This is a genomic window from Mycolicibacterium wolinskyi, assembly GCF_002101965.1.
GTDB lineage: Bacteria > Actinomycetota > Actinomycetes > Mycobacteriales > Mycobacteriaceae > Mycobacterium > Mycobacterium wolinskyi.
On record NZ_LQQA01000015.1, the window covers coordinates 552,703 to 566,870 of the forward strand.

The window sequence follows — 14,168 nt, forward strand, 5'->3', positions numbered from 1 at the left end:
TTGGCTTTTCGTGACTGCGGACGCGACTAGCAATTCAACCGGTGCCCGGCCCCTCAACGAACTCGTCGAAGACGGCTGGGCCCGCGCGCTTGAACCCGTCGCGGCCCAGGTGGCACAGATGGGGGAGTTCCTGCGCGAGGAGCTGACCGCGGGCAGGCGTTATCTTCCGGCCGGCCAGAACATCCTGCGGGCCTTCACCTTTCCCTTCGATCAGGTGCGCGTCCTCATCGTCGGACAAGATCCCTATCCCACGCCGGGACATGCCGTCGGGCTGAGTTTCTCGGTCGCATCCGACGTTCGACCGCTGCCGCGCAGCCTGTCCAACATCTTCACCGAGTACGCCGATGACTTGGGGTACCCGCCGCCCAGCACCGGTGACCTCACGCCGTGGGCAGAACGCGGCGTCCTGCTGCTCAACAGGGTCCTGACGGTGCGCCCCGGCACTCCGGCGTCACATCGCGGGAAAGGCTGGGAACCGGTCACCGAGTGCGCGATCCGCGCATTGGTGGCGCGCCGCAAGCCCATGGTGGCCGTGCTGTGGGGACGCGACGCGTCGACGCTCAAGCCGATGCTCGCCGAAGGTGACTGCGCCACGATCGAATCCCCGCACCCGTCACCGCTGTCGGCCTCGCGCGGATTCTTCGGATCGCGGCCGTTCAGCCGTGCCAACGAACTTCTGCAACAGCGTGGCGCGGAGCCGATCGACTGGCGACTGCCCTGACTACCCCGGCATCGGGATGGGCGGCGGCGACGGAATCGGCGGGGGTGAGGGAATGGCCGGCGGCGATGGGATCGCCGGCGGGGACGGGATCTCGATCGTCGCGTCCCCGTCACCCTCGGTGGTCACCGTCGGAGGCGACGCGGGAGACGTCGGCGCCGGAGACAACGTGGTCTCTTCGATCGGAGACTCCGTCGTCTCGATGACCGTCGTCTCGGTGGTCGTGGTCTCCGTCGTGGTTTCGTCACCGGAGTCGCCGCCACCGCATGCGGTCAGCAACGCACCTACGGCAAATCCGGAGGCGACAGCGTAAAGCGCTGAGTGTGATACGCGAGAGGTCATGACGACAGGAGCTACCCCGCCGACCTCTCGGTTAAACCAAGGCGACCGCGCGCAAGCGCTCAGCCGTGCTGGTCTTCGTCTTCGCGCAAGCGCTCAGCCGCGCGCGACCTTGCCGGCCTTGATGCAAGAAGTGCAGACATTCACGCGCTGCTTGTTGCCACCCGGGCGCGTCACGGCGCGCACCGACTGGATGTTCGGATCCCAGCGCCGGCTGGTCCGCCGATGCGAATGCGACACCGACTTGCCGAAGCCCGGCGCCTTCCCGCAGATATCGCACACGGCAGCCATATCAACAACTCCTCGAAATCAGTACTTGGGGGCCAACGACCACAGGCGGGGTGACCCGACAACCTGATCAGAATACCGGCCAGGCTGGCTATCGCCAAAATCGGCCGTGAGCACCGCCTCAGGTTATCCACAGGCGACGGTGGTCTCATCGGGTTTGTCGCCGTCACTGGCTAGGCTGGCGCCCACCATGGGTGGTGTGACCGGCACCCACACCGCACCGGGGATTCGGCTGAAACTGGGAGGTCCGATGTCTGCTCGGCGGCTCGATGCCACCGCCTTGCGGGATTGGGCACATACCGCCGTCGGCGACCTGATCACCCATACCGACGAGATCAACCGGCTCAACGTCTTCCCGGTCGCCGACGCCGACACCGGCACGAACATGCTGTTCACCATGCGGTCGGCGTGGGCGCAGATCGATGGCGCGCCGGCCGGCGGCGACGTCGCCCAGGTGGCGAGCGCGCTGGCCGCGGGCGCGCTGCAGGGCGCCCGCGGCAACTCCGGGGTGATCTTGTCGCAAATCCTGCTCGGGGTGGCCGAAGTCATCACGTCGGCTGCGGCCCAGCGCGACGGCGACCTCACCGATGTCGACGGCGCATTGTTCGGGGCGGCGTTGCGGCACGCCGTCGGGTTGGTCAACACGTCGATGGGCGAACCGGTGCCGGGCACCATCGTCTCGGTGCTGCAGGCCGCGGCAGGCGCCGCCGAAGACCGTGCCGCCGATGGCGCCGAGCTAGGTGAGGTTGTCGCGGCGGCGGCCGAGGCCGCGGCCGCCGCGCTCGACCACACCCCACAGCAGCTCGACGTGCTCGCCGAAGCCGGCGTCGTCGACTCCGGCGGTCGGGGCCTGCTCGTGCTGCTCGACGCGATGACCGCGACGATCGTCGGCCAGGCCCCCCGCAGGGCCACCTATACGCCCGAGCCACCACAGGATGCGCCGACCGCGCTCACACAGACACCGACCACCGCTCCGCCACAGTTCGAGGTCATGTATCTACTGAGCGGTTGCGGAGCCGACGCGGTCGAACAGTTGCGAGCCGGTCTTGAGGAATTGGGCGAGTCGGTTGCGATCGCGGCCTCGGGCAGTGACCAATACTCCGTCCACGTCCATGTCGACGATGCGGGCGCGGCAGTCGAGGCGGGGCTGACGATCGGCACCCTGACGCGTATCCAGATCACCGCGCTCATCGGAGCAGGCGGAGCCCGCCCCGTCGGCGGGTGGGAACGCGAGCGCGCGGTACTGGCCATCGTCGACGGTGATGGCGGCGCCGAGCTGTTCGGCGGCGAGGGTGCGCATGTACTGCGTCCGGATGCCGGCGAGCCGGTCAGTGCCAAACAACTGTTGCGCGCGCTCGTCGACGTGGGCGCCGCGCAGGTCATGGTGTTGCCCAACGGTTATGTGGCCGCCGAAGAACTCGTGGCCGGGTGTACCGCGGCGATCGGTTGGGGTATCGACGTGGTTCCGGTCCCGGCGGGTTCGATGGTGCAGGGACTGGCTGCGCTCGCCGTGCACGACGCAGGCAGGCAGGCGGTCGACGACGGCTACACCATGGCGCGCGCCGCGGCGGGTGCGCGGCACGGTGCCGTGCGGATGGCCACCGAGGAGGCGCTGACCTGGGCCGGTGCCTGCAAACCTGGCGACGGCCTCGGCATCGCCGGAGATGAGGTGCTGATCGTCGGGCCCGACATCACCGCCGCGGCGGCCGGGCTGATCGATCTGTTCCTGGTGGCGGGTGGCGAGCTGATCACCGTGTTGACCGGCGACGGCGTCGACCCCGCGGTGGGTGAGGCACTGCAGGCGCACGTCCACAAGGAACACCTCGGGGCGGAGTTGGTGACGTACCACACCGGCCATCGCGGTGATGCGCTACTGATCGGGGTGGAGTAGTGGTAAACCTCGGCGACCGGCTCGACATGGTGATCGGCACGAAGGCCGCCGGTCCGCTCGAAGAGCACTTCGGCATCCGCACCGTCAACGATCTCCTGCGCCACTACCCCCGCAAGTACAGCGACGGCATGACGGTACGCGGCGAGGGCGAGGCGCTCGACCTCGAAGAGGGCGAACACGTCACGTTCATCGATGTGATCACCAAGGCCGAGGCGAAGCCCATGCGCAGCCAGCCCGGCAAACGCCCACGCAGGTATCTGCGGGTGACCCTCGGCAAGCACCGGCCCGAGGTGACGGCAACCTTTTTCAACGCCGACTGGTTGATCGACAAGCTTGAGGTCGACACCCGGCTGATGCTCTCGGGCGAGGTCAAGTATTTCCGCAACACCCTGCAGCTGAACCATCCGGCGTTCCTGGTTCTCAATCCGCCCGCAGGCAAGCAGATCGGGACCAAGTCGCTCAAGTCCATCGCGACCGCGTCCGGCGCCAGCGGTGAAGACATGTTGGCCGAGTTCGAGAAAGAGTTCTTCCCGATCTACCCCGCGTCGGCGAAAGTGCAGAGCTGGGACATCTACCGATGCGTGCGCCAGGTGCTCGACGTGCTCGACCCCATCGTGGATCCGCTGCCGGAATCGTTTGTCCGCCAGCGGAATCTGATGTCGGAGGACGAGGCGTTGCGGGCCGTGCACCTGGCCGAGACCGCGGCGCAGCGGGACCGGGCCGCCGAGCGGCTGACCTACGACGAAGCCGTCGGCCTGCAATGGGGTTTGGTGGCACGACGCTACGGCGAGCTCAGCGAGTCGGGTCCGGCGGCGCCTCGAACCGATGACGGGTTGGCCGCCGCGATGCAGAGCCGGCTTCCGTTCGAGTTGACGGTGGGCCAGCGCGAGGTGCTCGACGTGATCTCCGATGAGCTCGCATCGACGCGTCCGATGAACCGCATGCTTCAGGGCGAGGTCGGATCGGGCAAGACGATCGTCTCGGTGCTCGCGATGTTGCAGATGGTCGACGCGGGATACCAGTGCGCGTTGTTGGCGCCGACGGAAGTGCTTGCCGCTCAACATGCCCGGTCGGTGCGTGACGTCCTCGGGCCGCTGGCCATGGCCGGACAACTCGGCGGAGACGACGACGCCACCCGGATCGCGTTGCTGACGGGCTCGATGTCGCCCCAGCAGAAGCGCCAGGTGCGAAGCGAGGTGGCCTCGGGTGAGGCAGGCATCGTGATCGGCACACACGCGCTGCTGCAAGAGGCGGTTGAGTTCCACAACCTCGGCATGGTCGTGGTCGACGAGCAACATCGGTTCGGCGTAGAGCAACGTGACGCCTTGCGCGCCAAGGCTCGTGACGGTCTGACCCCGCATCTGCTGGTGATGACGGCGACGCCGATCCCGCGAACGGTCGCGCTCACGGTCTACGGCGATCTCGAGACCTCCACGCTGCGCGAGCTTCCGCGGGGGCGTCAACCGATCACCACCAACACGATCTTCATCACGCAGAAGCCGGCTTGGCTCGACCGGGCGTGGGCCCGGATACGCGAGGAGGTGGCCGCGGGCCGCCAGGCGTACGTGGTGGCTTCCCGTATCGACGAGAACGACAAGAACGGCAATGACAAAGGCGGCCAGGGCGGGCCGCCGCCGATCACCGTCGTCGAGCTGTTCGACCGCCTCAAGTCCGGGCCGTTGTCCGGTCTGCGGCTCGGCCTGATGCACGGCCGGCTGTCCGGTGACGAGAAGGACGCCGTCATGTCGGCATTCCGGGCCGGTGAGATCGACGTATTGGTATGCACGACGGTCATCGAGGTCGGTGTCGATGTGCCGAATTCCACCGTGATGGTGGTGATGGACGCCGACCGGTTCGGCATCAGCCAGCTCCACCAGTTGCGGGGCCGGATCGGTCGCGGCCAACACCCGAGCCTGTGCCTGTTGGCGACGCGGCTGCCCGAGGGCTCCAAGGCGGGGGAGCGGATCAAAGCGGTCGCAGGCACGCTGGACGGTTTCGCCCTTGCCGACCTGGATCTCGACGAGCGCCGCGAAGGGGATGTGCTCGGGCTCAACCAGTCGGGCCGGACCATCAATCTGCGCTTCCTGTCATTGCGTGAACATCTGGAAGTGATCACCGACGCGCGCACGTTCTGTGAGGCGATGTACGAACAGAATCCGCAGGATCCTGGAATGGCCTTGCTAGCAGCGCAATTCGTCGAAACCGAGCGCGTCGAGTATCTGGAAAAGGCATGACCCTGCGCCGGGTGGGGTGGCTGGCCGCAGCCGTCGCACTCGCGGTTGTGGTGGCCATTCAGGTGATGGTGTCCGACCAGCGCAGCGCGCGGTTCGTCGCGCAGGCGCAGACCCCTACCGTGGCCGCGGGCATCGATCCGCTGGCCGGGCTGGCGGAGATCCCGATTCGCGTGCGCGGCAACGACTATCGGCGCGCTGCATTCGGCGAGGCCTGGGACGACGAGAACAGCGCGCCCGGTGGCCGAAACGGCTGCGACACCCGTTTCCTTGGGGGGTTTGGCATGTTGCGTGAGACGTTACAAGAAGTCGGTTTCAAGCAGGGAACCCTCCGATGAGCCGGACGAGGCTGGCGTGGTCGGGTGCAGCTGCCGTTCTGGCGGTTGTGGTGGCCGTCCAAACGGTGATCTCGTCGACAGGGCCATCGACGTTGATTGCCGGGGCGGATCTACCGACGGTGACCGCTGGCGTCGATGTTCTGGCTGGAGTTCCGGTGGTGCCGGTCCGCGTCCGTCATGGGGACTATCGCCGCGCGGCGTTCGGAGAGGCGTGGACTGATGACACCGATGCGCCTGGCGGACATAACCTGTGCGATACGAGGAACGACATCCTCGACCGCGATTTGATCGACAAGACGTATGTGGCGATCAGTCGCTGCCCGCGTGCGGTAGCCACGGGTGTTCTGCACGATCCCTATACGAGTACGACGGTAAACTTTCAGCGCGGCAACAAGACTGGTGCAGCCATACAGATCGAGCACATCGTGCCGCTGGCCTATTCATGGGATCAGGGTGCGTGGGCATGGCCGGAATCGTTGCGTGTCCGGTTCGCCAACGATCCGGCGAATCTCCTTGCGGTGCAGGGGCAGGCGAATCAGGACAAGGGCGATAAAGAGCCGGCGTCGTGGATGCCGCCCAATGCCGCGTTTCATTGCCAATACGCGATGCAGTTCATCGCGGTGATGCGGGGCTACGGGTTGGCGGTTGATGAACCGTCGGTGCCAGTGTTGCGTGACGCCGCAGCAACATGTCCGAGTGGCCGGTGAGGAAGGGGTTGGGCTTGACCGGCCGCCACGTGGTCCTGCGTCGACGGCGCTCCTGGCATTTTGAAGCCCGTGCCACTGGCGGTGGCCGCGGTATCGCGGTCGGGTATCGGTCGTAGACGTCGGCAGCCAGACTGAATACCTCGGCCCGTTGCAACCTTGAGTGCCGATACCCCGCTGCCGAGATGCAACGAAGATCGACAAGACACGCCGCGTTGCTTTGACGAGATTCGGGCGTGTCGCGAGGGGGGCTTACTAATCTTCGCTGCAGAAATTCAGGTCAGGTTGGTGGTTGTTCACTTCGGATGATGATTGAGAATTTCCTTCGAGCGGGTGAGTGTGACTTACCAGGCCCGCAGCGTTACCAGCCGGATGTTGATTGCCGTCGAGAAGCTGTCAACGTACTTCTCCGGTGTGGATTCTAGATTCTCCCGGATTCGGCGTTCGTACTTGGCTAGATACTGCGCCAGCCGCTGCGGGTCGTCCGCGCCGGCCGACAGCGCGGCTAAACCGTCGATGGTCACGACACCATCACCGAGTGTTCCGTCACCGTCGAGATGGAACGAAACCCGTTTGTTTCCAGTAATATTGCGAATCTTGCCCGAGGTGGGCTCGCTGATCACGAACAGGTCGTCGCCGTTGAAATGGAACCACACGTAGGAGCTTTGTGGTTGCCCATCGTGACGGACGGTGGTGATCCAGCCGAAGTCCGCGTTCTCCAGGCGGGCGGCCGATGACGAATCGATCACGTGTGCCTCCTACCGGTAGGCGGAGTGCTTACCGGGTGCCACCGCCGTCCCCCGAAGCGGTGACACCCGGCGCCACTCGCCTACGCCGAGATCATTCCGTGCGGGTCGATGATGAACTTGTTCGATGAGCCCTGGTCGAAGGTTGAATACGCGTCCGGTGCCTCGTCGAGGCTGATGACCTTGTTGTTGAGCATGGGGCTCAGGTAGGGCATGCGGTCCCACAGGATCGCCATCATCAGTTCGCGGTGGTAGTGCATGATCGGCGCCTGCCCCGCCGATACGCGCGGCGACTTGATCCACGCCTTGCCGAAGTCCAGCGGGAAGGTGCCCTGTTGCTCCGCCTTTGTCGGTGCCAGGGGGTCGGGTCCGTAGACGCCGATGACGCCGGTGGCGCCGCCGGCGCGGGTGGCCTCCATCACCTGATTGATCGCGGCCGCCGGCAGCGCCTCGTTGGCCTCCGCACCGACGCCGTGGGCTTCGGAACCGACGTAGTCGACGGCGCAGTCGACTTCGGGCTCGCCCAGGATGGCCTCGATCTGGTCGGGCAACGGAATGTCCTTGCTCAGGTCGATCGTCTCGCACCCGTTGTTCTTCACCAGGTCGAGCCGGTCCTGGTAGTAGTCGCCGACGATGATGCAGGAGGCACCCAGCAGCCGTGCAGCCGCCGCACCGCAGCGGCCGACCGGACCGGCACCGGCGATGTAGACCGTCGAGCCGGGTTTGGCGCCCGCCTCCATCAGACCGTGGAACGCGGTGGGCAGGATGTCCGAGAGCAGGGCGAGATCGAGGATCTTCTCCATGGCCTGGTCTTTGTCGGGGAACCGTAGCAATTGGAAGTCGGCGTACGGGACGAACAGGTACTCGGCCTGACCGCCCTGCCAGTCGCCGAGGTTGAAGCCGTACGCGCCACACGCGACGTCGGCATTGGTGGTTTCGCAGACATCGGTCCGGCGCGCTTTACAGTTGCGACACCGTCCGCAGGCCACGTTGAACGGGACGGAGACCAGATCGCCTTCTTTGAGGAACTCGACGTCGGGGCCCACTTCGACGACCTCACCGGTCATCTCGTGGCCCATCACCATCCCCTCGGGCACGGGGAAGGAGCCTCGGAAGATGTGCAGGTCGCTGCCGCAGATATTGGTGGCGACCATTTTCAGGATCGCGCCGTGGGGAGCCTTCTTCCCGTTGGGCATGACCAGTTTCGGATACTCCAGCGAATCGACCCGCATGTCCCCCGGATTGTGGAAGACGACTGCGCGGTTACCTTCAGCCATGGTGGTGAACCTCCTTGCAGCACAATTGATGTGCTGATGTGACGGTCAGTCGGCCTGGTGGCGAACTGTCCTATCAACGTATGCGCGACCATGCATCGTGTCGGTGACCGCGCGCGCCACCGTTGTGACAATTCGTGCCAGCGGGTTCGTCACTGAGCGAATTCGGCGGCCAGGTAGGGGGCGGTGGCGCTGTCCGCGCTGGTCGTCACCTCGGCGGGGGTGCCGGCGACGACGATGCGGCCACCGGCGCCGCCGGCGCCAGGTCCCATGTCGATGACGTAATCGGCTTGGGCGACCACGCGCATGTCGAGTTCGGCGGCGACCACGGTGTTGCCGGCATCGACAAGCCGATGCAGGTGCGCCAGCAGCCGGTCGGTGTCGGCGGGGTGCAGTCCCGCGGTGGGCTCGTCGAGCAGATAGAGCGTGTCGCCGCGGTGGGCGCGTTGCAACTCACCGGCGAGCTTGACGCGCTGCGCTTCGCCACCAGACAGTTCGGTGGCCGGCTGCCCGAGCCGCAGATAGCCCAGACCGACATCGCACAGCGCCCGCAGAGCTTGCAGCACCGCGGGTTCGCCGTCGAAGAATTCCCGCGCCACCGACGCGCTGAGCTCGAGCACCTCGGCGATGTTCTTGTCGTGCCAGCGGATCGCGAGAGTTGCCGGGTTGTAGCGGGTTCCGTGGCAGTCGGGGCAAGGGCTGTAGACGCTGGGCAGGAACAACAGTTCCACCATCACCCAGCCCTCGCCTTCGCAGGTCGGGCATCGTCCGCCAGCGACGTTGAATGAGAATCGTCCGGGTTTGTAGCCGCGCTTCTTGGCCTTGGGGGTGGCGGCGAAGAGCCGGCGCACGTGGTCGAACAGCCCGGTGTAGGTGGCGATGTTGGATCGCGGGGTGCGGCCGATCGGCTTCTGATCGATGCACACCACCCGGCGGATACCGGCGGTTTCGCCGACCACGTCACCGGAGGCGACCTGCGTGGTCTCGGCGAGCAGGTCGTCGTCGCGGGCGTCGTCGAACCGCACCGGGCGGCCGAGGTGCTCACCGACGATCTCGGGGAGGGCCTGGGCGACGAGGCTCGACTTGCCCGACCCGGACACGCCAGTGACCGCGGTAAGGCAGCGTAACGGCACCGATACCGACAGATTGTGCAGATTGTTGCGTTGTACACCAGCGAGTTGCAGCCACTCGCTACGCTCTCGCGGTGTGCGCGGGGCGATGCGGGTCTCGTCGCCGAACAGATAACGACGGGTGACCGAGTCGGTGACGTCGGCCAGCCCGGCCGGTGGCCCGCTGTAGAGGATCTGGCCGCCGTCCAGCCCGGCACCGGGCCCGATATCGACCAGCCAGTCCGCGGCGGCGATGACATCCAGCGAGTGCTCGACGACGAAGAGGCTGTTACCGCTGCGCTTGAGGCCGGCCAAGATGTCGAGCAACGCGTCCCTGTCGCGGGGATGCAGACCAGCCGACGGCTCATCGAGGACATAGACCACCCCGAACAGCTGCGACGATAACTGCGTGGCAAGCCGCACGCGCTGCAGCTCGCCGCCGGAAAGGGTTGGCGTGCTGCGCGCCAGGGCAAGGTACCCGAGTCCGAGATCCACCAGGGGCCTAAGCCGCTCCTGCAGTTCGGCGACCAATCGCTGTGCGGCAGCGCGTTTCTCGTCCGACATGTTGGGCGTCTGGCGGACATCCGGTGCCGCGGCGTGCGAGGAACCGCCGGCCGCCACCCGTCCGTCGACCGCCGCGCGTCGTGCCGTCTGCTCCAGGGCAGTGCCGGAGGCGGCCGGTTTCCACCGCGGGCTGAGCACCGTGGCGCACAGCGCGGCGAGCTGGTCCAGCGTGAGCCGCGACAGCTCGGCGATATCCAGACCTTCGAACGTCACCGACAGCGCTTCGGGCTTGAGCCGCTTTCCATGACACGCCGGGCACTGGCCGCTTCCAACGAACTGGGAGACCCGTTTCTTGACGCCAGCGCTCTTGGTGTTGGCGAACGTGTCGAGGACGTAGCGGCGCGCGCCGATGAAGGTGCCCTGATAGCTGGGCTCCATCCCGGCCTTGACCGCACGCCGGGTTTCGGCTGGGGTGAAACCGGCGTAGACCGGCACCGTCGGCCGGTCCTCGGTCACCAGGATTGCCATGGCGGGCCGCCGCGCTGTTAGACAGCGCAATCCGGTGGCGGCCGCCCATTGACCCGCCGCCTTGGCGATGACATCGCTGCCGATCCCGTCCTTCCACGACAGCACTGCCACGCTGTGCGGTAAACGCAAGTCCTGGCCGAGCGCCTCGCCGCGTGCGTACGCACTTGCGTCGTCCGCTCCTGCCAGCAGGTCCTCCACGAGATCCCGTCGCACCCGCAGGTCAGCCTCGGCGAGGGCGCGCTGATGCGACAACTCCATGGCGAGCACCGTGGTCGCGTACTCCAAAGCGAAGATGTCCAGTTCGTCGGCGCGACGTTTCGGGTCGAGCAGGAGCAGCACACCGAGAATGTCGGTCTGCGGCCGGACCACGCAGAACAGCCGGTCCCCGTCTCGTTGTGGTTTCCCGTTCGCCGCCGCGTGCCGAAGAACGTCTTCACGGTTGGCACCGCCGATTCGGCGGTGCCTGGTCGGTTGGGCACCGCCGGACCAGGCTCGCAGGTGGCCGAATACGTCCTCGACCCCGACCGTCATGGCGGTCAGCTCGTGCAGCGCGCGGGCGATCCCCGCCTCGCGGCCACCGGCGGGCGACGTTGTGGTCAGGGCGTCGTGGATCTGTTCGTGGAGCTTGAGTTCGGTCACGGTGCGAGAAAGTCGTTCGATCGTTCGCGCGCGCTCCTCGGTGAGCTCGATCAGTTGGCGGCGTTGTTCGCGTTCCCGTTCGATGAGCGCGGCGATGGTCATCGCGGCTGCCGTCTGTTGACCGAGCACCTTGAGCAGGAAGAGCTCGTCGGCGGGCGCGGCACGCGCCGCGCTCACCACGATCACACCGGTGATGCCCTCCATCCCGCGAAGCGTGAGTGCGAATCTCCACAGCCCATCCGATAGGTGGATCTCCTGGTCCACGCCCAGCGTCGCCGAGACGGCCGCGTCGAGCTCGCTGTCCAGCCGACGCCCAATGTCGAGTCCGTCGACCAACGACCCGTTCATGACCTGATAGGTCGAATCGGTGTGGCATCCACCCAGTGATGGCACCGAGTCTGCGGCCAGCCGAAGTACCGCGCCCGAGCTGCGACCGTCGAACATTAACGACGAAAGCGTGAAAACCCCGTACAGATTCGACAGCTGGGACCTGCCCGAGCTGTCCACCTTCAGCGCGTCATTTCGGCCTACCGGGTTCGTGGTCGACGCCCCCGTTCAGCCTGCCGGACAAATGCCAGCCGATGCCAGGCCCGCTCGACCCGCGTGGAGATGATCGTACGCGCGCCGATTGCCGGCCAGTGGGGCCCAGTGATCCCGGTTCATCGTTCCCCGAGGTCTACTCCACGAAGAATGTTTGGACTGCCGGGACGACGCTGCGACCTCCAGCCAGTGGGTACAATGATTACCGAGAAGTGGAGGGACACTCCGCCGCTGCGGCAAGGTTCTCTGCCCTTCCGGTCATCTACCGCAGATTAGGGAGACCAACCATGGCTACAAAGGCATTGCTGGTACGGCTCGAGGCCAAGCCCGGCAAAGAAGGCGCCGTCGAGGAATTTCTTCTTTCGGCGCTGCCGCTCGTCGAGCAGGAACCCGGGACGAAACCGTGGTTCGCGGTTCGGTTCGGTCCTTCGACGTTCGGCATTATCGACGCGTTCCCGGACGAGGCGGCGCGGGAGACGCATCTTGGCGGCCCAGTTGGAAAGGCCCTCGCGGAGAAAGCCGACGAGCTCTTCGCCTCACCACCCGACATCAGCAAACTCGACGTTCTCGCCAACAAACTCTGAAACCTCCCCGAGGGGAAGCGTCACAGGCTTGAGCGTGCGCAATTGATTGATGTTCCCCAGGGAGTGGTGGGCATCGGAGATAGGGGGTCCTGCTGGACGGATGTTGATGAGGCCACAGCCGCCTGACCCTGTGTCTACCAAACGGGGGTCAAGCCCATCATTTCTGTCGTAGAACACCTGCAGATAACGTAGCCACGACAGTCGACCGGAAGAGGCGAGACAGGTCGTGGTGGACGTCGCGGAAACCCTTGTGAGTCCTAGAGATATCGATCAGACGCCGCGCATACGGCGCCACCGACTCCAGGTACCGTCGCTGAGACTCCGCGAACAGCGTGCCGAAGGCCAGCGATGACTTGCCCGAACCCGACACCCCGGTGAACGCGACGAGCGCATCACGCGGCACCTCCACAACGACATCGCACAGATTGTGCTCGCGGGCACCGCGCACCCGAACTCTATTGTCTGGCTCCATCACTCATCTCCTCGTCCGGCGACGTTATCTGTGGATGCACGGCGTCTCACTGACGATTCGTGCCACAGCCCTGACGTCCCGTGCCAGGTCGGCGATAGGGCGTGGCCCGCTGCACATTTCCCTCCGAGACGCTGCGAGGCCTTCACGCGATCAACGCCCGCCGAAGCACTGCGCTCGGTGGTGCTGCGCTGACGGAGCTACGGCGACGGATCGAGCCGGTCCCGCAGATTCACGGCGCCCTCCCGGGCCAGGTGGCGGAACTCCCCGGGAGTGATCCCTGTGACCGCCCGAAACGACCGATAGAAGTGCGTATCGTTGGAAAACCCCACCTCGCGGGCGATCGATTCGATGGGCAGATCCGTCTGGTTCGTCAGTAGCCGCTGGGCGGCGGCGATCCGCAGGGTGCGCAGATGCGCGGTCACGGTTTGTCCGGTGCCCTCGAATAATCGGTGCAGGGTGCGGCGGGACACGTGGCAGCCGACGGCGATCCGGTCCACATCGAGGTCTGGGTCGCCGAGGTGGTGACGCAGGTAAGTCAGGACGCGCTCGCGCTGCAGCAGCAGCGGAAGATCCAGCGCGCCCTGAGTTCGCGCCGCGTAGGCAAGCAAGGAACCGGCCAGGCTCGCCGCGTGTGGAGCCAGCAGACCGGCGCCCACCGGGTCGACGGCCTGCGTGGCAGCCAGACTCCGGAAGAAAGCGGACACCGACAAGAGCGCCCCCTCGACGGGAATCTCTACTGCCAGCAGATCCGTGCTGGGCCGCAAGCCCGCATCGGCGAATGCACGCTCGGCCGGTATATGCACGACGACCTGCTCGTAAGGATCGCGGTAATCCAGCGAGAACGGCTGCGCGCTGGCGTAAATCACCACCCGGCCGGGCCTAACCTCTGCGGTATGGCCCGCCTGAGTAATGACTCCCGTGCCACGGCTCTGAAACAGCGCGTACAGGTACTCCCTATCCTCGGCACCACGGGATATCAGGGCGCGGCTTCGACTAACCTTTTCGCCGCTGGCCCGCTTGACCGACAGCGCAAAGTCGCCGTAGTCGGCATAGTTGATCTCACCGGCGAAATTCGGATCATAGGGAGTCGGCGCAACGTCGACGTACGCCTTGTGCCGCGCGGTGCGCCAGTAATCAATCGCGGCGTCAGGGTCCACCGCCTGGGTGGACCACGTCGCGGTATCAGACGCGGTCGCCGCATCGTGCTCCGACATTCCTCACCTCCCTCAATCACTGAATCTAAGCGATCGCCGCGCCGTCGGG

General features: G+C 66.0%; 12 protein-coding genes and 1 pseudogene. 7 read left to right on the forward strand and 6 right to left on the reverse strand.

Annotated features, from left to right (window positions below; translation table 11 throughout):
* Positions 1-10 precede the first annotated feature (10 nt).
* Both AWC31_RS17065 and AWC31_RS37425 read left to right on the forward strand, forming a co-directional pair.
* Entirely contained in the window at positions 11-721 is a 711-nt protein-coding gene (locus AWC31_RS17065; RefSeq protein WP_085145282.1) for a uracil-DNA glycosylase, read from the forward strand.
* Between the two features lie 52 nt (positions 722-773).
* A complete protein-coding gene (locus AWC31_RS37425) occupies positions 774-1,031 on the forward strand; it encodes a hypothetical protein (protein WP_157894405.1) in 258 nt (85 codons plus the stop codon).
* A gap of 122 nt (positions 1,032-1,153) precedes the next feature.
* On the opposite strand, the gene rpmB is transcribed toward AWC31_RS37425, so the two are convergent.
* Entirely contained in the window at positions 1,154-1,348 is a 195-nt protein-coding gene (rpmB, locus tag AWC31_RS17075; RefSeq protein ID WP_067854126.1) for a 50S ribosomal protein L28, read from the reverse strand.
* 247 nt (positions 1,349-1,595) lie between these two features.
* Here rpmB and AWC31_RS17080 point away from each other — a divergent pair, with 247 nt between their 5' ends.
* From AWC31_RS17080 to AWC31_RS17095, 4 genes are read left to right on the forward strand one after another with little or no spacing between them, the layout of a single operon-like run.
* Positions 1,596-3,236: a fatty acid kinase ATP-binding subunit FakA gene (locus AWC31_RS17080; RefSeq protein ID WP_085145502.1), complete on the forward strand. Its 1,641-nt coding sequence runs from the start codon at positions 1,596-1,598 to the stop codon at positions 3,234-3,236.
* Positions 3,236-5,470, forward strand: coding sequence for an ATP-dependent DNA helicase RecG (recG, locus tag AWC31_RS17085; RefSeq protein ID WP_085145283.1), 2,235 nt, complete (start codon positions 3,236-3,238; stop codon positions 5,468-5,470). Before AWC31_RS17080 ends, recG begins: the two co-directional genes overlap by 1 nt.
* Complete coding sequence (locus AWC31_RS17090; RefSeq protein ID WP_374213999.1) at positions 5,467-5,805, forward strand: hypothetical protein; 339 nt, start codon at positions 5,467-5,469, stop codon at positions 5,803-5,805. The genes recG and AWC31_RS17090 overlap by 4 nt, the downstream gene beginning before the upstream one ends.
* Positions 5,802-6,512, forward strand: a complete 711-nt coding sequence (locus AWC31_RS17095) for an HNH endonuclease family protein (RefSeq protein WP_085145284.1) — start codon at positions 5,802-5,804, stop codon at positions 6,510-6,512. The genes AWC31_RS17090 and AWC31_RS17095 overlap by 4 nt, the downstream gene beginning before the upstream one ends.
* 341 nt (positions 6,513-6,853) lie before the next feature.
* Here AWC31_RS17095 and AWC31_RS17100 read toward each other — a convergent pair whose 3' ends face one another.
* The 3 genes from AWC31_RS17100 to AWC31_RS37880 all read right to left on the reverse strand — a co-directional run bounded on the left by AWC31_RS17100 (position 6,854) and on the right by AWC31_RS37880 (position 11,753).
* Positions 6,854-7,258 carry a pyridoxamine 5'-phosphate oxidase family protein gene (locus AWC31_RS17100; protein WP_085145285.1) on the reverse strand — a complete coding sequence of 135 codons (405 nt, stop codon included), beginning with the start codon at positions 7,256-7,258 and terminating at the stop codon, positions 6,854-6,856.
* 80 nt (positions 7,259-7,338) lie between these two features.
* Complete coding sequence (locus AWC31_RS17105) at positions 7,339-8,532, reverse strand: alcohol dehydrogenase catalytic domain-containing protein (protein ID WP_085145286.1); 1,194 nt, start codon at positions 8,530-8,532, stop codon at positions 7,339-7,341.
* A gap of 149 nt (positions 8,533-8,681) precedes the next feature.
* The gene (locus AWC31_RS37880; protein WP_234816886.1) at positions 8,682-11,753 is read right to left on the reverse strand and encodes an excinuclease ABC subunit UvrA; all 3,072 of its coding nucleotides are present in this window, start codon (positions 11,751-11,753) and stop codon (positions 8,682-8,684) included.
* Between the two features lie 383 nt (positions 11,754-12,136).
* On the opposite strand from AWC31_RS37880, the gene AWC31_RS17115 reads away from it, so the two are divergent.
* Complete coding sequence (locus tag AWC31_RS17115) at positions 12,137-12,433, forward strand: putative quinol monooxygenase (RefSeq protein ID WP_085145287.1); 297 nt, start codon at positions 12,137-12,139, stop codon at positions 12,431-12,433.
* A 265-nt stretch (positions 12,434-12,698) separates the two neighbouring features.
* On the opposite strand, the pseudogene AWC31_RS37665 reads toward AWC31_RS17115, so the two are convergent.
* Together AWC31_RS37665 and AWC31_RS17125 are read right to left on the reverse strand one after the other, a co-directional pair.
* A pseudogene (locus AWC31_RS37665) lies at positions 12,699-12,905 on the reverse strand (hypothetical protein); the annotation flags it as partial.
* 197 nt (positions 12,906-13,102) lie between these two features.
* Entirely contained in the window at positions 13,103-14,119 is a 1,017-nt protein-coding gene (locus AWC31_RS17125) for an AraC family transcriptional regulator (protein ID WP_085145288.1), read from the reverse strand.
* Between the last annotated feature and the right edge of the window lie 49 nt (positions 14,120-14,168).